General features: G+C 53.1%; 15 protein-coding genes. 11 read left to right on the top strand and 4 right to left on the bottom strand.

The window, feature by feature from the left end:
- Positions 1–3 precede the first annotated feature (3 nt).
- A complete protein-coding gene (locus ACLJQJ_RS05995; RefSeq protein WP_000412353.1) occupies positions 4–1,386 on the top strand; it encodes an amino acid permease in 1,383 nt (460 codons plus the stop codon).
- A gap of 61 nt (positions 1,387–1,447) precedes the next feature.
- Here ACLJQJ_RS05995 and ACLJQJ_RS05990 read toward each other — a convergent pair whose 3' ends face one another.
- Positions 1,448–1,783 (bottom strand): GlpM family protein, encoded by a 336-nt coding sequence (locus ACLJQJ_RS05990; RefSeq protein WP_000524877.1) that lies wholly within the window; start codon positions 1,781–1,783, stop codon positions 1,448–1,450.
- Between the two features lie 126 nt (positions 1,784–1,909).
- On the opposite strand from ACLJQJ_RS05990, the gene rstA reads away from it, so the two are divergent.
- The 5 genes from rstA to tus all read left to right on the top strand — a co-directional run bounded on the left by rstA (position 1,910) and on the right by tus (position 8,549).
- On the top strand, positions 1,910–2,641 hold the full coding sequence (gene rstA, locus ACLJQJ_RS05985; protein ID WP_001080048.1) for a two-component system response regulator RstA: 732 nt from the start codon (positions 1,910–1,912) through the stop codon (positions 2,639–2,641).
- Between the two features lie 479 nt (positions 2,642–3,120).
- Positions 3,121–4,272, top strand: a complete 1,152-nt coding sequence (ompS2, locus tag ACLJQJ_RS05980; RefSeq protein ID WP_063814039.1) for a porin OmpS2 — start codon at positions 3,121–3,123, stop codon at positions 4,270–4,272.
- Positions 4,273–4,424: 152 nt separating this feature from the next.
- Positions 4,425–6,131, top strand: a complete 1,707-nt coding sequence (locus tag ACLJQJ_RS05975) for an amidohydrolase (protein ID WP_074182798.1) — start codon at positions 4,425–4,427, stop codon at positions 6,129–6,131.
- A gap of 111 nt (positions 6,132–6,242) precedes the next feature.
- Positions 6,243–7,544, top strand: coding sequence for a two-component system sensor histidine kinase RstB (gene rstB / locus ACLJQJ_RS05970; protein ID WP_000732953.1), 1,302 nt, complete (start codon positions 6,243–6,245; stop codon positions 7,542–7,544).
- A gap of 75 nt (positions 7,545–7,619) precedes the next feature.
- On the top strand, positions 7,620–8,549 hold the full coding sequence (tus, locus tag ACLJQJ_RS05965; RefSeq protein WP_000092489.1) for a DNA replication terminus site-binding protein: 930 nt from the start codon (positions 7,620–7,622) through the stop codon (positions 8,547–8,549).
- Here tus and fumC read toward each other — a convergent pair.
- On the bottom strand, positions 8,546–9,949 hold the full coding sequence (fumC, locus tag ACLJQJ_RS05960) for a class II fumarate hydratase (protein ID WP_020839369.1): 1,404 nt from the start codon (positions 9,947–9,949) through the stop codon (positions 8,546–8,548). The genes tus and fumC overlap by 4 nt on opposite strands.
- A gap of 167 nt (positions 9,950–10,116) precedes the next feature.
- Complete coding sequence (gene fumB / locus ACLJQJ_RS05955) at positions 10,117–11,763, bottom strand: class I fumarate hydratase (RefSeq protein ID WP_000066609.1); 1,647 nt, start codon at positions 11,761–11,763, stop codon at positions 10,117–10,119.
- Between the two features lie 199 nt (positions 11,764–11,962).
- Between fumB and manA the strand changes: the two genes are divergently transcribed.
- Together manA and ACLJQJ_RS05945 are read left to right on the top strand one after the other, a co-directional pair.
- Positions 11,963–13,138, top strand: a complete 1,176-nt coding sequence (manA, locus tag ACLJQJ_RS05950) for a mannose-6-phosphate isomerase (RefSeq protein WP_063809214.1) — start codon at positions 11,963–11,965, stop codon at positions 13,136–13,138.
- 102 nt (positions 13,139–13,240) lie between these two features.
- The gene (locus ACLJQJ_RS05945) at positions 13,241–14,749 is read left to right on the top strand and encodes a YdgA family protein (RefSeq protein ID WP_063809213.1); all 1,509 of its coding nucleotides are present in this window, start codon (positions 13,241–13,243) and stop codon (positions 14,747–14,749) included.
- Between the two features lie 57 nt (positions 14,750–14,806).
- Here ACLJQJ_RS05945 and ACLJQJ_RS05940 read toward each other — a convergent pair whose 3' ends face one another.
- Positions 14,807–15,835: a Mal regulon transcriptional regulator MalI gene (locus ACLJQJ_RS05940; protein WP_063809212.1), complete on the bottom strand. Its 1,029-nt coding sequence runs from the start codon at positions 15,833–15,835 to the stop codon at positions 14,807–14,809.
- Positions 15,836–16,007: 172 nt separating this feature from the next.
- On the opposite strand from ACLJQJ_RS05940, the gene malX reads away from it, so the two are divergent.
- The 3 genes from malX (at position 16,008) to add (ending at position 20,001) form a co-directional block, all read left to right on the top strand.
- On the top strand, positions 16,008–17,600 hold the full coding sequence (gene malX / locus ACLJQJ_RS05935) for a maltose/glucose-specific PTS transporter subunit IIBC (protein WP_000208903.1): 1,593 nt from the start codon (positions 16,008–16,010) through the stop codon (positions 17,598–17,600).
- A 9-nt stretch (positions 17,601–17,609) separates the two neighbouring features.
- On the top strand, positions 17,610–18,782 hold the full coding sequence (locus tag ACLJQJ_RS05930; RefSeq protein WP_000459427.1) for a MalY/PatB family protein: 1,173 nt from the start codon (positions 17,610–17,612) through the stop codon (positions 18,780–18,782).
- Between the two features lie 217 nt (positions 18,783–18,999).
- Positions 19,000–20,001, top strand: a complete 1,002-nt coding sequence (add, locus tag ACLJQJ_RS05925; RefSeq protein ID WP_063809211.1) for an adenosine deaminase — start codon at positions 19,000–19,002, stop codon at positions 19,999–20,001.
- Positions 20,002–20,055 lie beyond the last annotated feature (54 nt).

Here is a 20,055-nt window from a genome sequence, read left to right as displayed (position 1 = left end):
CCAATGGAAAAAAAACTGGGACTGAGCGCGCTGACCGCGCTGGTTTTAAGCTCAATGCTTGGCGCAGGTGTTTTCAGTCTGCCCCAGAATATGGCCGCCGTTGCCAGTCCGGCTGCGTTGTTAATTGGCTGGGCCATTACCGGCGTGGGGATACTCTTACTGGCATTCGCCATGTTAATCCTTACGCGCATTCGCTCCGAGCTTGACGGCGGCATCTTTACTTACGCCCGCGAAGGCTTCGGCGAACTGATTGGCTTTTGTTCTGCCTGGGGCTATTGGCTGTGCGCGGTCATCGCCAACGTATCCTATTTGGTTATCGTTTTTTCAGCGCTGAGTTTCTTTACCGATACGCCTGCCCTGCGTCTGTTTGGCGACGGTAATACCTGGCAGGCTATTGTCGGCGCTTCAGTCCTGCTCTGGATTGTCCATTTCCTCATCCTGCGCGGCGTACAAACGGCAGCCAGCATCAATCTGGTTGCGACTCTGGCGAAACTGTTGCCGCTCGGCGCGTTTATTGTGCTGGCTATCATGATGTTCAAACTGGATACCTTCACACTGGACTTCACCGGTGTTGAACTCGGTATTCCCGTATGGGAACAGGTCAAGAACACCATGCTTATTACGCTGTGGGTGTTTATTGGCGTTGAAGGCGCCGTCGTCGTCTCGGCCCGAGCGAAAAATAAACGCGATGTAGGCCGCGCCACGCTACTGGCAGTACTCGCAGCGCTGGGAATATATCTCCTGGTCACGCTGCTTTCTCTTGGCGTTCTTGCGCGTCCGGAACTGGCGGAGATGCGCAACCCGTCGATGGCCGGACTAATGGTAAAAATGATGGGGCCGTGGGGAGAAATTATTATTGCAGCGGGACTGATTGTGTCTGTCTGCGGGGCTTATCTAAGCTGGACTATTATGGCGGCGGAGGTGCCATTTCTGGCGGCAGCCTATAAATCCTTCCCGGGCATCTTCGCGCGACAAAATGCGCAAGGCGCGCCTTCTGCATCGTTATGGCTCACCAATATCTGTGTGCAAATCTGTCTGGTGCTGATCTGGCTGACCGGTTCGGACTACAACACGCTATTGACGATTGCGTCAGAAATGATTCTGGTGCCCTACTTTCTGGTCGGCGCATTTCTGCTGAAGATTGCAACGCGTCCCCTCCATCGGGCGGTCGGTATCGGAGCCTGTATTTATGGCTTATGGTTATTATATGCGTCGGGCCCTATGCACCTGCTGCTGTCCGTCGTACTGTACGCGCCTGGATTACTGGTTTTCCTGTATGCGCGTCGGACGCACAAGCATGACAATGTATTAAATCGTCAGGAAGTCGTGCTGATTGGTTTATTGCTGGTCGCAGCGGTTCCGGCTACGTGGATGCTGGTGGGTTAACAACCTCCCCATCGTAATATCCGTATGTATTACGATGGGGAAACCACGGTCTTTGCCAATATTAATGCCATTTAATCCAGCAAAAAATCAGCAGCCACGCGCTTAGCCCCCAGCAGACCACCGCACCGCCAAGCGCGACGGGCAGGCGCATCACGCCGCTGAAATACCATAGCGTTGCAAGATAAATGAAATAAGGAATGATCGACCACATGCTAAAGACGATGGTGGTACGCATCGCGTCGATGCCCCGCTCGCTGGCCACGATATAGTGCGCGATAAGCGCAAACGTTGGAAACAGAGGAATTAATCCGGCGATATAATAATTTTTCGTTTTTGACAGCAGACCAATCAATACGACGACCAGCGCCCCCAGGGCAGCTTTAATCACGAGTCCCATTACCTTGCCTTAACACGCTAATAACAACAGCGTGTAGCATAACGGAACCGCTCTCGTTTAGAAAAGATTTATGGAAGGGAAAACAGAGGCGGTGTATGTTGGCGTTTTCTATTCTCCATTTATAATATGAACCGCATTGTATTTGTTGAAGACGACGCTGAAGTGGGTTCTCTCATTGCCGCTTATCTGGCGAAACATGATATTGATGTCATTGTTGAGCCGCGTGGTGACCGGGCGGAGGATCTTATCCTCACCACTCAGCCCGATCTGGTTTTACTGGATATTATGCTTCCAGGTAAAGATGGCATGACGATATGCCGCGATTTACGCCACCGCTGGCAAGGCCCGATTGTCCTGCTCACCTCGCTGGACAGTGATATGAATCATATTCTGGCGCTGGAGATGGGCGCCTGCGACTACATCCTCAAAACCACGCCTCCGGCCGTTTTGCTGGCGCGTCTGCGCTTACACCTGCGGCAAAGCGAACAAACGCAACAGGCAAAAAGTCTTCAGGAGAGCGCGCTTACGCCGCATAAAGCGCTGCGTTTTGGCGCGTTAACCATCGATCCCCTTAACCGGGCGGTCCAGCTCAATGGCGATTTCATATCGCTCTCCACCGCCGATTTTGAATTGCTCTGGGAACTGGCGACACACGCCGGACAAATTATGGATCGCGACGCGTTGCTAAAAACGCTGCGCGGCGTCAATTATGATGGTCTGGATCGCAGCGTGGATGTGGCGATTTCCCGCCTGCGTAAGAAACTGCTGGATAGCGCTGCTGAGCCCTATCGTATAAAGACCATTCGCAATAAAGGCTATCTTTTTGCCCCTCATGCCTGGGACGAAACGACGGGATAAGTTAGCCGACAGATTTTACCTGCCTTTATTAAGTCATAGTGGCGATGCTCATCACCGCCACTGTTCAAAAAACAGACATTGTATACATGGATGCTATTTTTATTAGTCGGAACAGCCCCTTTATTACCGTTTTCTCTGCGTTGTGGTTCATCATTACGTCTTTTTCGCTCAAGAAAATTAAATTAAAAAAACTCGAAGCCAGTTCACAAAATTGATAACAGAATGTCTGCCCGCCGCTATATTGCCATCTTTTTTCGCAAATTGTGAAATAAAACAAATCACAACCATGAATATATAATAACAAATATATTCACCATAAATATATGCGTTTCCGATAGTAACTTTTGTATTAATTAATAACATATAAGAAAAGTTAGCATTTGCTGAAATAATATTATTCAGATTAGGATGCCTTTGATTCAACGAATCTGTAGAAGTTCAATCTTTTGCAAATAAGTTAAGTTTTTAAGGATAAAAAAATGAAAAGAAAAGTATTGGCACTTGTCATCCCGGCTCTGCTGGCTGCTGGCGCAGCACACGCCGCTGAAATTTATAACAAAGACGGCAACAAACTGGACCTTTACGGGAAAGTAGACGGCCTGCACTATTTCTCTGATGACTCTTCTAAAGATGGCGATCAGACCTATATGCGTGTCGGCTTTAAAGGCGAAACGCAGATTAACGACCAACTGACCGGTTACGGCCAGTGGGAATATAACGTTCAGGCTAACACTACCGAAGGCGAAGGCGCGAACTCCTGGACTCGTCTGGCATTCGCCGGTCTGAAATTCGGCGACTACGGCTCATTCGACTATGGTCGTAACTACGGCGTCCTGTACGACGTGGAAGGCTGGACCGATATGCTGCCTGAGTTCGGCGGCGACTCCTATACTTACGCTGACAACTACATGACCGGTCGTGCTAACGGCGTGGCCACCTACCGTAACACTGATTTCTTCGGTCTGGTAGACGGTCTGAACTTCGCGTTGCAATATCAGGGTAAAAATGAAAGCCAAAGCGCTGACGATGTAAATATCGGTACCAATAACCGTAATAATGGCGACGATATTCGTTACGATAACGGTGATGGCTTCGGTATTTCTACTACCTATGATATTGGCATGGGCTTCAGCGCAGGCGCTGCGTATACCACTTCCGATCGTACTAATGAGCAAGTCAATGCTGGCGGCACGATTGCTGGCGGCGACAAAGCGGATGCATGGACAGCTGGCTTGAAATATGATGCCAACAACATCTATTTAGCGACTATGTATTCTGAAACCCGTAATATGACGCCTTATGGTAAAACGGACAAGGGTTATGATGGCGGCGTAGCAAACAAAACGCAAAACTTCGAAGTTACAGCCCAATATCAATTTGATTTCGGTCTGCGCCCGGCGGTTTCTTTCCTGATGTCTAAAGGTAAAGATCTGACCTATAACAACGTTAATGGCGATGATAAAGACCTGGTTAAATATGCTGATGTAGGTGCTACCTACTATTTCAACAAAAACTTCTCCACCTATGTTGATTATAAAATCAACCTGCTGGATGATGACGACCAGTTCTATAAAGATGCCGGTATCAGCACTGATGATATCGTCGCGCTGGGTATGGTTTACCAGTTCTAATTATTCATTAATTCTTCTCAAGCCCGCCGTTTCGGCGGGCTTTTCTTTTTTCATCACCACCGTTCTAAAAACAGAACGCACTGTTCCCTGGGCACAGATTGAACAATTCTTGTTCGCTCTCTATGGTTTGCTTATCGCCCGACAAAAGGAACATGCTAATGATCAGTCTCGTCCCGCCTCTGCTTTCCAGAACCGCGCTTCTCTTTCTGCTCACGGCCACAGGCGCAGCCACCGCCGCCCGCCCGGCAGCGGATATTATTTTGCATAACGGTAATATCATCACTCTGAATGATGCCCAGCCGCAGGCCAGCGCGCTGGCGATTTCCGGCTCGCGGATTGTGGCGATTGGCGATGATACGGCGACAGATGAATGGCGCGGCGACCATACCCGTACCATTGATTTACAGGGTAAAACCGTGATACCCGGCCTGACCGATACCCACATTCACGCCATTCGCGGCGGACAAACCTGGACATTCGAAACCTACTGGTACGACAGCCCTTCGCTTAAAGACGCGCTGGATAAATTACGCGCCGACGCTAACCGTCGTCCCCACGATCAATGGGTAGCCGTAGTGGGATCGTGGATACCGGCGCAATTTGCAGAAAACCGGGCGCCGACGGTAGCCGAATTGAGTCACGCCCTTCCCGATCATCCGGCTTATATTCAGTATCTGTACGACTATGCGTTAGTGAATCAGCGCGGTATAGACGTACTTGGCCTTAACAACACCCCTCCTCCTGATTTAGCGGGAATCCGCGTAGAGCGCGACGCAAAAGGTAGCGCCACGGGGAAATTATTTGGTGACATCGCCGCGTTTAACCAGCTTTTTGCCAGCATAAGTAGTAACGCCGATCGTGAGGGTGGTCTGCGGCAATTTTTCGCTGATATGAACGCTCGCGGCGTGACCGGCATCATTGACCCCTCTGCCGGGCCTGCCGCCGCTTATGAGCCTTTATTTGCAATGCGAAACCAGGGGGATTTACCGCTGCGCGTGGGGTATCGCATTCCGGTACAGCCAGAAGCGAAAGGTCATGAAGCGCAGTGGTTCAGCAACCTGATGGCCTTTCGCCCGGCGCGTGCCGATGACGGGCAACTGGCTTTTCTTGGCCTGGGGGAAAGCCTGGTGGCCGGAATGAATGACGGCGTGCGGATGGCCCCAGGGTTTTCTTCCTCAGAGCAGGACAAAACCGCGCTTCGCCAGGTCGCGACATTTGCGGCAAAACGGGGAATACCGCTTGAGATCCACGCCTATACCGATGATAGCGCCGACGCGATATTGACGATTTTTGAGCAGGTAGCGCAGCAGTACGATCTGCGCCCTCTCCGTTGGTCTATTGCGCATCTGAATACCGGTTCGCCACAGACGCTTGAGCGAATGCGTAAGCTGGGTCTGGCATACACTGTGCAAATGGGGCCTTACTTTGAGGGGCTTGCCATCCGTGACGCCAATCCACCCGGCGCGACGGACAATTCGCCGCCGGTTCGACTGGCGCTGGATAAAGGGCTTGTCGTAGCTGGCGGTACCGATTCGACGCGTATTGGCATTGCCGGTGTCTGGCACGCTATCGAATATCATATCACCGGTATAGCGTCAGGCGGTTCCGTGCGTAAACCCGCCAGCGAGCGGCTCACGCGTCTGGAAGCGCTAGCGTTATATACACGTCATGCCGCCTGGCTCGCCTTTGCCGAACAACACCGGGGCCAGCTTAGCGTCGGAAAACAGGCCGATCTGGCGGTACTCAATCAGCCATTTATGACGATGCCCGAAGACAGAATTGATACCATTCGCGCTGTTTTGACGCTTGTCGATGGACGCATTGTTCACGAAAGTCCGGACCTTAACGCCGGACAATGAGGTTGTCAGTTGACGCAAAGCCTGCTTTTATAACCCACCAGCGGCGCTGACGGGAAATCTTTTCCGCCAGCGCCGCGATAGAGTTAATGTATTGATATCCGGTGGGCGTTGATGAAAAAGCTGTTTGTGCAGTTTTACCTTTTGCTGTTCGTCTGTTTTCTGGTCATGACCTTATTGGTCGGACTGGTGTACAAATTCACCGCCGAACGCGCGGGCAGACAATCGCTCGACGATCTGATGAAAAGTTCGCTCTATCTGATGCGCAGCGAACTGCGGGAAATCCCGCCGCGTGAATGGGGGAAAACGTTAAAAGAGATGGACCTGAACCTCTCTTTCGATTTACGCGTTGAACCGTTAAATCACTATAAGCTTGATGCCGCCACCACGCAGCGACTGCGTGAAGGCGATATCGTCGCGCTTGACGATCAATACACCTTTATTCAGCGTATCCCACGCAGCCATTACGTCCTGGCGGTTGGCCCGGTTCCCTACCTCTATTTCCTGCATCAAATGCGACTGCTGGATATCGCCTTAATGGCGCTCATTGCCTTTTCTCTCGCCTTTCCTGTGTTTATCTGGATGCGCCCGCACTGGCAAGAAATGCTCAGGCTCGAATCCGCCGCGCAGCGCTTTGGCGAGGGTCATTTGACTGAACGCCTGCACTTCGATAATGGCTCCAGTTTCGAACGTCTGGGCGTCGCGTTCAACCAGATGGCGGATAACATTAATGCACTGATCGCCAGTAAAAAACAGCTGATTGACGGTATCGCCCACGAGCTTCGCACGCCGCTGGTACGTTTACGCTATCGGCTTGAAATGAGTGAAAATCTGACACCGCCGGAATCACAGGCGCTCAATCGCGATATTGGTCAACTGGAAGCGCTGATTGAAGAACTGCTCACCTATGCGCGCCTTGACCGACCACAAAATGAACTGATGTTGACCGAACCCGACCTCCCCGCCTGGTTGCTCGCGCATTTGCAGGACGTGCAAAGCGTGACCCCGGAACGCGCCGTAAACCTTGTCACATGTGTAATCGGCGATTATGGCGCGCTTGATATGCGGTTAATGTCGCGAGTGCTGGATAACCTGCTGAATAATGCGTTGCGCTACAGTCGTACCACCGTTCAAGTCAGTCTGTTACTCGACGGCAGTCAGGCAACATTGATAGTCGAAGATGATGGCCCCGGCATTGAAGCGGATGCGCGTGAGCGCATATTTGAACCTTTTGTCAGACTCGACCCCAGTAGAGACCGGGCGACAGGCGGCTGCGGGCTTGGACTCGCCATCGTACACTCTATCGCCCTGGCGATGGGCGGTAGCGTCGTCTGTGACGAGAGCGAACTGGGCGGCGCAAAATTTAGCTTTCGCTGGCCGGTCTGGCACGCGATGCCCGACATGACCGCTGCCTGACGCATTTTGCACGCTGGTTGAGCGGCGGGAACTGTGCTATACAGATAGTATGTTGTAACTAAAGTGAATGATACCATGTCCCGCTACGATCTCGTTGAACGCCTGAATGGCACTTTTCGCCAGATAGAACAACACCTGGCGGCGCTGACGGATAATCTACAGCAGCATTCGCTACTTATCGCCCGTGTCTTTTCACTGCCGCAGGTGACCAAAGAGGCGGAACATGCGCCGCTGGATACTATCGAGGTAACGCAACATCTGGGGAAAGAGGCCGAAGCGCTGGCGCTACGTCACTATCGCCATTTGTTTATTCAACAGCAGTCCGAAAACCGCAGCAGTAAAGCCGCCGTCCGCCTGCCTGGCGTCTTATGCTATCAAGTGGATAATGCGACACAGTTAGATCTGGAAAATCAGATACAGCGCATTAACCAGTTGAAAACCACCTTCGAGCAGATGGTTACGGTAGAGTCCGGTCTTCCCTCAGCGGCACGTTTTGAGTGGGTGCATCGGCATCTACCCGGCTTAATTACGCTGAACGCTTACCGCACGCTGACGCTTATCAATAACCCCGCTACCATACGTTTCGGCTGGGCAAATAAACATATTATTAAAAATTTAAGCCGGGATGAGGTTCTGAGCCAGTTGAAAAAAAGCCTCGCGTCGCCGCGCAGCGTCCCGCCGTGGACGCGCGAACAATGGCAATTCAAGCTGGAACGGGAATATCAGGATATCGCTGCCTTACCGCAGCAGGCCCGACTCAAGATTAAGCGTCCGGTTAAAGTACAGCCGATCGCCCGCATCTGGTATAAAGGCCAGCAGAAACAGGTGCAACACGCCTGCCCCACGCCGATTATCGCATTAATCAACACGGACAACGGCGCTGGCGTGCCGGATATTGGCGGGCTGGAAAACTATGACGCCGATAATATTCAGCACCGTTTTAAACCACAGGCGCAGCCGCTGCGACTGATTATTCCGCGACTGCACCTGTATGTGGCGGATTAACGTCCCGGCGTCATACTGCCAACCATTAACTCCGGACGTACCCAAGCGTCGAACTCCTCGACGCTAAGGTATCCTAATGCCACGGCTGAGGCTTTGAGCGTCAGCCCTTCTTTATGCGCCTTCTTCGCAATCTCCGCCGCTTTATCGTAACCGATGTGCGTATTGAGCGCAGTGACCAGCATCAGCGACTCATTCAGCAACTGCGTAATACGCTCGCGGTTTGGCTCGATTCCTGACGCACAGTGTTGATTGAAACTCGCCATGCCATCGGCCAGCAGGCGCACCGTTTGCAGAAAATTATGAATAACCATCGGACGATAGACGTTGAGCTCAAAGTTGCCCGATGCGCCCCCCATATTGATGGCCACATCATTACCCATCACCTGGCAACATAGCATCGTTACCGCTTCACACTGGGTCGGGTTCACTTTACCAGGCATAATGGAACTGCCTGGCTCATTTTCCGGGATAGCAATCTCGCCAATGCCGCAGCGCGGGCCGGACGCCAGCCAGCGAACATCGTTGGCGATTTTCATCAGCGAGGCCGCCAGTCCTTTTAATGCGCCATGCGCCTGTACCAACGCGTCACAGGTCGCCAGCGCTTCGAATTTATTCGGGGCGGTAACAAACGGCGCCGCGGTAATCGTCGCCAGTTCCTCGGCCACGCGCCGGGCATATTCCGGGTGGGTATTAAGCCCTGTCCCTACTGCGGTTCCGCCGAGCGCCAGTTCCGCGACGTGCGGTAAACTGTGCTCAATGTGCCTGAGGTTATGTTCCAGCATGGCTACCCAACCGGAAATCTCCTGGCCTAAGGTGAGCGGCGTCGCGTCCTGCAGGTGAGTACGGCCAATTTTGACAATATCGGCGAAAGCGTGGGATTTATCGCGAAGCGTATCCGTTAATGCGGATAATTGCGGGATAAGGTGTTCGCGTAACGCCAGTAACGCCGCCACGTGCATGGCGGTTGGGAACACATCGTTTGAGCTTTGACTCTTATTGACGTCATCATTGGGATGCACCTTGCGTTCCATACCGCGAACGCCGCCCAAAATTTCACTGGCGCGGTTCGCTAACACCTCATTCATATTCATGTTGCTTTGCGTACCGGACCCGGTCTGCCAAATCGCCAGCGGAAACTCATCAGCATGTTTTCCCGCCAGCACTTCATCAGCCGCCTGGATAATCGCGCTGGCTTTTTCCGCCGCCAACAACCCTAAGTCCTGGTTGACCTTCGCAGCGGCGCGCTTGGTCAACGCCAGAGCGTGAATGAGCGAGACGGGCATTTTCTCCGTGGAAATCCGAAAATGCTCCAGCGAACGTTGAGTCTGCGCCCCCCACAGTTTATCTGCCGGGACTTCAATCGCGCCCATTGAATCTTTCTCGCGGCGTACCGTTACCATTACCTGCTCCTTACTCAAGTTGATGAGATCATGTGTCGACATTGCTCACATGTTTGCGGTCTTATGAGTATTAACGATAACAACACAACGGTGTAGACCGGATAAGGCGCTTGCGCCGTTCTCCGGCAAAATAGCGAATCATGTTACCGCCCCGCAGGGCGGCGACATTACTTAACGCAGCGTGCGCACTGCGATGACTGAATCTGCTGGAAGAAATCGTTGCCTTTATCATCCACCAGAATAAAGGCCGGAAAATCCTCCACTTCAATTTTCCAGATAGCCTCCATACCCAGTTCAGGATATTCCACGCACTCCAGGCGCTTGATACTGCCCTGCGCCAGAACGGCTGCCGGGCCGCCGATACTGCCCAGGTAGAAGCCGCCATGTTTCTTACAGGCATCGGTCACCTGCTGGCTGCGGTTGCCTTTCGCCAACATGATCATACTGCCGCCCTGCGACTGGAGCTGATCAACATAAGAGTCCATCCGTCCTGCGGTAGTCGGCCCAAGCGACCCGGAGGCGTACCCTTCCGGCGTTTTTGCCGGCCCCGCATAATAGATAGGATGATCTTTGATGTACTGCGGCAAACCTTCGCCTCTGTCCATCCGCTCTTTCAGTTTAGCGTGCGCGATATCGCGGCCCACAATAATCGTGCCGTTCAGCGACAGGCGCGTTGATACCGGATACTGCGACAATTGTTGCAGTATCTCGCTCATGGGACGGTTAAGATCAACGCGCACCGCCTCGCCCTCTCCCGCCTGGCGCAGCGCCTCAGGAATATATTTACCGGGATTGCGCTCCAGCTTCTCGATCCAGATCCCTTCCCGGTTGATCTTCGCTTTAATGTTTCGATCCGCGGAGCAGGACACGCCCATACCTACCGGACACGATGCCCCGTGACGCGGCAATCGGATGACACGAATATCGTGAGCGAAATACTTGCCGCCAAACTGCGCGCCCAAGCCAAGATTTTGCGCCTCAAGCAACAATTCTTTTTCCAGTTCAATATCGCGGAAGGCCTGCCCGTGTTCATTGCCTTCGGTCGGTAGCGCATCATAGTATTTTGCCGAGGCCAGCTTAACGGTCTTCAGGTTCGCTTCCGCCGAGGTGCCGCCAATGACAAACGCAATGTGATACGGCGGACAGGCGGCGGTGCCCAGCGTACGCATCTTATCGACGAGATAATTTTTGAGCTTACCCGGCGTCAGAAGCGCTTTTGTCTCCTGATAGAGGTAGGTTTTATTCGCCGATCCGCCGCCTTTAGCGATACAGAGGAATTTATATTCATCGCCATCGACGCTGTAGAGATCGATCTGCGCCGGCAGGTTAGTACCGGTATTGACCTCTTTGTACATATCCAGCGCCGCGTTTTGCGAATAGCGCAGGTTATCTTCGATATAGGTGTTATATACGCCGCGAGCCAGCGCCGCTTCATCACCTCCGCCAGTCCAGACGCGTTGGCCTTTTTTGCCGACAATAATGGCCGTACCGGTATCCTGGCAGGTGGGCAACACGCCCTTGGCCGCAATATCGGAGTTTCGCAGGAATTGCAGCGCGACATATTTGTCGTTTTCACTGGCCTGCGGATCGCGCAGAATATCCGCCACCTGCTGCTGATGCGCGGGACGTAACATAAAAGACGCATCGTGGAAGGCCTGACGCGCCAACAACGTTAGCGCTTCCGGCGCGACTTTCAGGATCTCTTGTCCTTCGAATTCGGCGACGGAAACATGTTCGCTGGTCAACAAGTAGTACTCGGTATCGTCCTTTTTGAGGGGAAAAGGGTCTTGATAAAAGAAGGGTTTGTTTGACATTGTGCTCTCACTTACCGCTCGGTATGGTTATTCTCTGGGCAGGTGTTCCATTGCCCGACTCAAAGCGAGTAACACTATCCTACACAATTTTTTAACAAAAACTGAGACAAGTACGACTTTTTACGCCCGGAGGTTACTTCATGCGGGTTTCTTGGTTTAATACTTCCCATTGATCTCCACATTGAAACAGGGCTTGATAATGCAAAAACTCATTAACTCAGTGCAAAACTATGCCTGGGGAAGTAAAACTGCGTTAACGGAACTTTATGGCATCGCCAATCCGCAGCAGCAGCCAATGGCTGAACTCTGGATGGGCGCGCATCCCAAAAGCAGCTCGCGAATCACCACCGCCAACGGCGAAACCGTCTCCCTGCGTGACGCCATCGAAAAGAATAAAACCGCCATGCTGGGCGAAGCGGTAGCCAACCGTTTCGGCGAACTGCCGTTTCTGTTTAAAGTACTGTGCGCCGCACAACCGCTCTCTATTCAGGTGCACCCGAATAAACGCAACTCCGAAATCGGTTTCGCGAAAGAAAATGCGGCGGGTATCCCCATGGATGCCGCAGAGCGGAACTATAAAGATCCTAACCATAAACCAGAGCTGGTTTTTGCCCTGACGCCTTTCCTGGCGATGAACGCGTTCCGCGAATTTTCTGACATTGTCTCTTTACTGCAACCTGTCGCCGGCGCGCATTCCGCTATCGCCCACTTTTTGCAGGCGCCGAACGCTGAACGTCTGAGCCAACTTTTCGCCAGCCTGTTGAATATGCAAGGCGAAGAAAAATCCCGCGCGTTAGCCGTACTCAAAGCGGCGCTTAACAGCCAGCAAGGCGAACCGTGGCAAACGATCCGCGTGATTTCAGAGTATTATCCTGACGACAGCGGGCTTTTCTCTCCTTTGTTGCTGAATGTGGTCAAACTGAATCCCGGCGAGGCGATGTTCCTGTTTGCCGAAACGCCTCACGCTTATCTGCAGGGCGTTGCGCTGGAAGTCATGGCAAACTCCGATAACGTTCTGCGCGCTGGCCTTACGCCAAAATATATCGACATCCCTGAGCTGGTCGCGAACGTGAAGTTCGAACCTAAGCCTGCCGGCGAGTTGCTGACTGCCCCGGTGAAAAGCGGCGCGGAGCTGGACTTCCCCATTCCGGTTGACGATTTTGCTTTTTCACTGCACGACCTGGCGCTTCAGGAGACGAGCATCGGCCAACACAGCGCCGCGATTCTGTTCTGCGTTGAGGGTGAGGCGGTGTTACGTAAAAATGAACAGCGTCTGGTACTGAAGCCGGGTGAATCGGCCTTTATCGGCGCGGATGAGTCTCCGGTTAACGCCAGCGGCACGGGCCGTTTAGCGCGTGTTTATAACAAGCTGTAGCAACGTACTGAATTTTTTAACAACTCTTGCTAAGCTTATAACAGACGTAAAACTCCTCCAGGCGGTTTAATCCGCCTGGTTTCATTTTTATGGACAATTGATATGAAAAAAACACTGGTAGCTGCAGGTGTAGTGATTGCACTTGGCATCGTCTGGACAGGCGGCGCCTGGTATACGGGGAAAAAGCTGGAGAACCATCTTTCAGAAATGGTGACTCAGGCCAATGAACAGCTCAAGCGTACTGCGCCGGAGGCCGGTGTCGAATTAAGTTATCAAAACTACCAGCGTGGCGTGTTCAGTAGCCATCTGCAACTGGTTGTCAAACCGGTTGCCGGCGCAGACACTACCTGGTTGAAACCCGGGCAAAGCATTGTGCTGGACGAGTCCGTTTCACATGGCCCCTTCCCGCTCGCCCAGCTCAAAACGCTCAATCTGATCCCTTCTATGGCGTCGGTAAAAACCACCCTGGTGAATAACGATGCGGCAAAACCCCTCTTTGATATCGCGAAAGGCGACGCGCCCTTTGTTATCAATACCCGCATTGGTTATGGCGGCGATACCCGCTCCGATATCTCTCTCAAGCCGTTAAACTACGAGAATGCCGGTGAAAAGGTCGCCTTTAGCGGTGGCGAGTTCCAGCTTAACGCCGATAAAGACGGTAATGTGGTTTCGCTGTCGGGCGAAGCGCAGAGCGGCCTGGTCGATGCCGTTAACGAATATAACCAGAAGGTCCAACTCACCTTTAATAATTTGAAAACCGACGGTACCAGTAAACTGGCAAGTTTTGGCGAACGTGTGGGCGACCAAAAGTTAACGCTGGATAAACTGTCCATCGCCATTGAGGGTAAAGAGATGGCGGTGCTGGAAGGGATGGAAATTGCCGGCAAGTCCGATCTCGTCAACGACGGAAAAACCATTAACAGCCAGTTGGATTACTCGCTTAACAGCCTGAAAGTGCAGAATCAGGATTTAGGCAGCGGTAAATTAACGCTGAAAGTCGGTCAAATCGACGGCGAAGCCTGGCACCAGTTTAGTCAGCAATATCATGCGCAAACGCAGGCGCTGTTGAATCAGCCGGACGTGGCGCAGAATCCTGAGCTTTATCAGCAAAAAGTCACTGAAGCGTTCTTTAGCGCTCTCCCCGTGCTGTTAAAAGGCGATCCGGTACTGACTCTGGCGCCGCTTAGCTGGAAAAACGCCAAAGGGGAAACCACGCTGAATCTGTCGCTGTTCCTCAAAGATCCGGCAATCACAACGGCACAACCGCAAACGCTGGCGCAGGAAGTCGACCGCTCCGTGAAATCGCTGGATGCGAAACTGGCAATTCCAATGGACATGGCGGTCGAGTTTATGACGCAGATAGCAAAACTGGAAGGCTATCAGCAGGATGATGCGGAAAAACTGGCAAAACAGCAGGTGCAGGGGCTGTCCGCAATGGGTCAGATGTTCCGACTGACAACGCTGAAGGATAATACTATCGCCTCCAGTTTGCAGTACGCCAATGGCCAGATCACGCTCAACGGACAAAAAATGCCGTTGGAAGACTTTGTCGGCCTGTTTGGGATGCCGGCGCTTTCCGTACCGGACGTTCCGGCGCTGCCTCAACAATAATCGCCTTGCCGGGTGTCGCGACGCTGCACCCGGTCTGCGCCGAACGACGCGCAGCCTCTACTTTTGCGTTACCAGGCGAGCGGCTATCGTTTGACTCCGCACATGGTGCTCGTCGTGAGCAATACGCTGCAATATTCGTTCGGCCAGGGTATAGCCTATTTCTCGCGCCGGCGTACTGGCCCAGATAATCGGCAGGTCGTCGAGGGCGTTCTCCGCCACATCAGCAAACGCCGCCAGCGACACCTGCTGCTCGAAATAACGATCGACACCGCTCTCGCCACTCTGTCGTCCGGCTCTCAGCAGGCCAAACCACGCCCCCATCGCAATGGTTTCGTTGAAACAAACGACAGCGCTAATGGTCGGATTGTATCGCAACAGCGCGGTAATGCTTTCTGCTGCCTGCTTCTGACTGGAAGCGCATTCCACGACCCACTCGCTGTGAAACGGTAGACCGTATTTTAACAACGTCGCGCAATAGCCGCCCACGCGCTCCGCGCGGGTTAAAGATGCGCTTTGTCCTCCCAGCCAGGCGATGCGCTGATGGCCCTGACGAATAAGGTACTCCGTCAGGAGTTGCGCCGCCTGCATGTTGTCAGGCCGAACGGTATCCGCATCATCAAGATAGCTGGCGCGTGACGCAAACACCACCGGAATTCCTTGTGCGTCGGCCTGCGCTCTCAGCGCTTCGCTACTACCCGCCGCACCGGCGATCACCATGCCATCCACGCCCTGATTAAGCAGCATGGTAAAACGCTGATTTAGCTGTTCGCCATCTTTCCCCCCGTGCAGGAGAAAAACCATACGGCCTTGCGCTTCCAGCGCTTCCGTTAACCCGGCGGTCAATTCGGCATAAAAGGGTGCCGATAAATCACGCACGATCAAACCGATAACGCCGCTTTGCCCGCCACGCAGCGCGGACGCCTGGCGGTTACGCACAAAGCCCAGTTGCTCAATTGCCGCGTTCACGCGCTCGCCGGTCGCGGCCGATATTCGCCCCTTGCCGCTCAGCACTAAGGAAACGGTGCTCACCGACACGCCAGCCGCCAGCGCAACATCGTGGATAGTGATTTTTTTGGCGATAGCCATGTCAACAAATCGCTCCAGAATCTGACAGATAAAACGTTTTACCTATCTGTTATCTTTATACGCGTTATTATCGGTCAGTAATTTGATTAATGCCGCACTAAAATTTGATAAAACGTTTTATCTTTTCGCCATCATAACCTGACACCGGCCTTTATTAACAAGGAGTCGTTAGATGACGACGAAAACCACGCCAAAAATAACGCTATGGGAATTTTTCCAGCAACTGGGCAAAACGTTTATGTTGCCCGTCGCCTTGCTCTCGTTCTGCGGCATTATGCTCGGTATCGGCAGCTCACTCAGTAGCCACGACGTTATCACCCTGCTCCCCGTGCTGGGTAATCCCTTGCTACAGGCTATCTTCACCTGGATGAGTAAAGTAGGTTCTTTTGCCTTTAGCTTCCTGCCGGTGATGTTTTGTATCGCGATTCCGCTTGGTCTGGCGCGGGAAAACAAAGGCGTCGCCGCGTTTGCCGGGTTCGTCGGTTATGCAGTCATGAACCTTGCAGTCAACTTCTGGCTCACGGCAAAAGGCATTCTGCCGACCACCGATGCGGCGGTGCTGAAAGCCAATAACGTACAAAATATTCTGGGCATCCCCTCTATCGATACCGGCATCCTCGGCGCCGTTATCGCTGGTATTATTGTCTGGATGCTGCATGAACGGTTTCATACCATTCGTTTGCCGGATGCGCTGGCTTTTTTCGGCGGTACGCGTTTTGTGCCTATCGTTTCCGCCGTTGTGATGGGGCTTGTCGGCCTGGTTATCCCGCTCGTCTGGCCGGTTTTTGCGATGGGAATTAGTGGACTGGGTCATATCATCAATAGCGCCGGCGACTTCGGACCGATGATTTTCGGCACCGGCGAGCGCCTGCTGTTGCCTTTTGGTCTGCACCATATTCTGGTAGCGCTGATTCGCTTCACCGAGGCGGGGGGTACGCAAGAGGTATGCGGGCATACCGTGAGCGGCGCATTGACTATTTTCCAGGCCCAACTCAGTTGCCCAACGACGCACGGCTTCTCTGAAAGCGCCACTCGCTTCTTATCGCAAGGCAAAATGCCGGCGTTTCTCGGTGGGTTGCCGGGCGCCGCGCTGGCAATGTACCACTGTGCCCGCCCAGAAAACCGCCCTAAAATTAAAGGATTATTGATTTCCGGTTTAATCGCCTGCGTTGTCGGCGGTACAACGGAGCCGCTGGAATTCCTGTTCCTGTTCGTAGCGCCGGTGCTGTACGTTATTCATGCTCTGCTGACCGGGCTGGGCTTTACCATCATGGCTATTCTCGGCGTCACTATCGGCAATACGGATGGCAATATTATTGACTTTGTGGTGTTTGGCATCCTGCATGGTCTGTCAACAAAATGGTATCTGGTACCGGTAGTGGCGGCAATTTGGTTTGCGGTTTACTACCTCATTTTCCGCTTCGCCATTACACGCTTTAACCTCAAAACACCGGGGCGCGAAGCAGAGATCGCCACCAGCATTGAAAAAGCGATCGCTGGCGCGCCAGGAAAGTCCGGCTACAACGTGCCTGCTATCCTGGCGGCATTAGGCGGCACGGAAAACATCGTGAGTCTGGACAACTGCATCACCCGCCTACGTCTGTCCGTGAAAGATATGTCGCTTGTCGATGTCCAGGCATTGAAGGACAATCGTGCGATAGGCGTCGTACAGCTCAATCAGCATAATTTGCAGGTGGTTATCGGCCCGCAGGTTCAGTCGGTAAAAGATGAAATGGTTGGTCTGATGAATACCGTTCAGGCATAAGGAAGAGATATGTTCGATTTTTCACAGGAAGTTGACCGTCGCGGGACATGGTGTACGCAGTGGGATTATGTCGCCGATCGTTTTGGCGAAGCCGATCTGCTCCCCTTTACGATCTCGGATATGGATTTTGCCACCGCGCCGTGTATCCTGGAGGCGCTAAACCAGCGCCTTTCCCACGGTGTGCTGGGCTATAGCCGCTGGAAAAATGAGGCGTTTTTAGGGGCGATTACCCACTGGTTTGCGACACGCCATCAGACCACGATAGATGCCCACTCCCTCGTATACGGCCCCTCCGTTATCTATATGGCGTCCGAGCTTATCCGCCAGTGGTCCGACGAAGGCGATGGCGTGGTAGTTCATACCCCCGCTTACGATGCTTTTTATAAAGCGATTGAAGGCAACCATCGCATCGTCACTCCCGTCCCGCTGGAGAAAGAAGGCAACGCCTGGTATTGCGATATGGCCAAACTGGAGGCGGCGCTGGCGCGTCCGGAAAGCAAAATCCTGCTGCTGTGCAGTCCGCAAAATCCCACCGGTAAAGTGTGGACGCGTGACGAGCTGGAAACGATGTCAACGCTGTGCGAGCGCCATGGCGTACGGGTGATTTCCGATGAAATTCACATGGATATGGTATGGGGAAACCAGCCGCATATTCCCTGGAGCAATGTCGCGCGCGGAGACTGGGCGCTGCTCTCCTCCGGCTCGAAAAGCTTCAACATTCCGGCATTAACCGGCGCTTATGGAATCATTGAAAATAGTGAAAGCCGTGAACGCTACCTGGCAGCCTTAAAAGGGCGCGACGGCCTCTCTTCGCCAGCGGTGCTCTCACTCACGGCGCATATTGCCGCGTATCAGCACGGCGCGCCGTGGCTGGATGCGTTACGCGCCTCGCTGGCGGCTAATATGCGCTATATTGAGCAGGCGCTGAATGGCGCCTTTCCGACGTTGAACTGGCAAGCGCCGCCATCGACCTATCTGGCCTGGATTGATCTCCGTCCACTCGGCATTGACGATCAAAAATTACAGCACACGCTCATTCATCAGGAGAAAGTCGCCATTATGCCCGGCGATACCTATGGCGCAGAAGGCCGGGGATTTGTACGTCTGAATGCCGGATGCCCTCGTCTGAAACTTGAAAAAGGCGTCAACGGATTGATTAACGCTATCCGCACCGTTCGCTGATACCGTCTACAAGCGGGGGGTTGACCCTTTATCCTAAGATGCGATAACAGAGACGCCACCCGTGAGCTGACCGGGGGCGCGTTAAAGAGAATGATACAAAATTTCTCCCGCGCTCTCGCGAAGTTGCAACGTAATGACTCCGTTTTTGCAAAATTTCCAGAGCATTATCAATCTGTAGTATAATGGTGCGCACTTTTATTAAAAATTGAGTGCGCCCATGATTGATATTACGCTTCCTTTGACTGACATCCACCGCCACCTTGATGGCAACATTCGCGCCCAAACAATTCTGGATCTTGGTCGGCAGTTCAACATCGCCCTTCCCGCCCAAACGCTGGAAACGCTGATTCCGCATGTCCAGGTCACCTCAACCGAACCCGATTTAGTAAGCTTTCTCACTAAGCTCGATTGGGGGGTAAAAGTCCTGGCATCGCTTGACGCCTGCCGCCGTGTGGCCTTTGAAAATATTGAAGATGCCTCACGTAACGGCCTGCATTACGTCGAGCTTCGCTTTTCGCCCGGCTATATGGCGATGGCGCATCAGTTACCGATCGCAGGCGTGGTTGAAGCCGTTATCGACGGAGTACGCGACGGCTGTAACACGTTTGGCGTCGAGGCGCGACTCATTGGCATTATGAGCCGTACCTTCGGCGAGGCGGCATGTTTACAGGAGCTTGATGCGCTGTTGGCGCACAGAGAGAAAATCACCGCGCTGGATTTAGCCGGTGATGAGCTGGGCTTTCCCGGCAGTCTGTTTTTGTCGCACTTTAATCGGGCGCGCGATGCGGGCTGGCATATTACCGTTCACGCTGGCGAAGCCGCAGGGCCGGAAAGTATCTGGCAGGCGATTCGCGAACTGGGGGCCGAACGTATCGGACATGGCGTAAAAGCTGTCGAAGATCGCGCGTTAATGGATTTTCTTGCACAGCAGCGTATCGGTATTGAATCCTGTCTGACCTCGAATATTCAGACCAGTACCGTCGCATCGCTGGCGGATCATCCACTCAAAACCTTCCTTGAGCATGGCGTTCTCGCCAGTCTTAATACGGACGATCCGGCTGTTCAGGGCGTAGATATTATCCATGAATATCACGTCGCCGCGCCAGCGGCAGGATTGAGCCGCGAACAGATTCGCCAGGCGCAGATTAACGGTCTGGAAATCGCCTTTCTGAGCGATAGCGAAAAACGTGCGCTGCGCGAAAAAGTGGCCGCGGCGTAAGATTGCTTTATTGACACTAACGCTCTTCTCCGCCTGCGGTTTAATGCTATCCCA

Origin of the sequence: Salmonella sp. SAL04202, assembly GCF_046550775.1 — a bacterium.
Lineage (GTDB): Bacteria > Pseudomonadota > Gammaproteobacteria > Enterobacterales > Enterobacteriaceae > Salmonella > Salmonella enterica.
This window is presented reverse-complemented; position numbering and strand designations above follow the sequence as displayed.

Bases quoted from the DNA above. Each gene is read 5' to 3' on its own strand.
- ACLJQJ_RS05995 (WP_000412353.1), top strand. From the start codon at position 4: ATGGAAAAAAAACTGGGACTGAGCGCGCTGACCGCGCTGGTTTTAAGC.
- ACLJQJ_RS05990 (WP_000524877.1), bottom strand. From the start codon at position 1,783: ATGGGACTCGTGATTAAAGCTGCCCTGGGGGCGCTGGTCGTCGTATTG.
- rstA (WP_001080048.1), top strand. From the start codon at position 1,910: ATGAACCGCATTGTATTTGTTGAAGACGACGCTGAAGTGGGTTCTCTC.
- ompS2 (WP_063814039.1), top strand. From the start codon at position 3,121: ATGAAAAGAAAAGTATTGGCACTTGTCATCCCGGCTCTGCTGGCTGCT.
- ACLJQJ_RS05975 (WP_074182798.1), top strand. From the start codon at position 4,425: ATGCTAATGATCAGTCTCGTCCCGCCTCTGCTTTCCAGAACCGCGCTT.
- rstB (WP_000732953.1), top strand. From the start codon at position 6,243: ATGAAAAAGCTGTTTGTGCAGTTTTACCTTTTGCTGTTCGTCTGTTTT.
- tus (WP_000092489.1), top strand. From the start codon at position 7,620: ATGTCCCGCTACGATCTCGTTGAACGCCTGAATGGCACTTTTCGCCAG.
- fumC (WP_020839369.1), bottom strand. From the start codon at position 9,949: ATGGTAACGGTACGCCGCGAGAAAGATTCAATGGGCGCGATTGAAGTC.
- fumB (WP_000066609.1), bottom strand. From the start codon at position 11,763: ATGTCAAACAAACCCTTCTTTTATCAAGACCCTTTTCCCCTCAAAAAG.
- manA (WP_063809214.1), top strand. From the start codon at position 11,963: ATGCAAAAACTCATTAACTCAGTGCAAAACTATGCCTGGGGAAGTAAA.
- ACLJQJ_RS05945 (WP_063809213.1), top strand. From the start codon at position 13,241: ATGAAAAAAACACTGGTAGCTGCAGGTGTAGTGATTGCACTTGGCATC.
- ACLJQJ_RS05940 (WP_063809212.1), bottom strand. From the start codon at position 15,835: ATGGCTATCGCCAAAAAAATCACTATCCACGATGTTGCGCTGGCGGCT.
- malX (WP_000208903.1), top strand. From the start codon at position 16,008: ATGACGACGAAAACCACGCCAAAAATAACGCTATGGGAATTTTTCCAG.
- ACLJQJ_RS05930 (WP_000459427.1), top strand. From the start codon at position 17,610: ATGTTCGATTTTTCACAGGAAGTTGACCGTCGCGGGACATGGTGTACG.
- add (WP_063809211.1), top strand. From the start codon at position 19,000: ATGATTGATATTACGCTTCCTTTGACTGACATCCACCGCCACCTTGAT.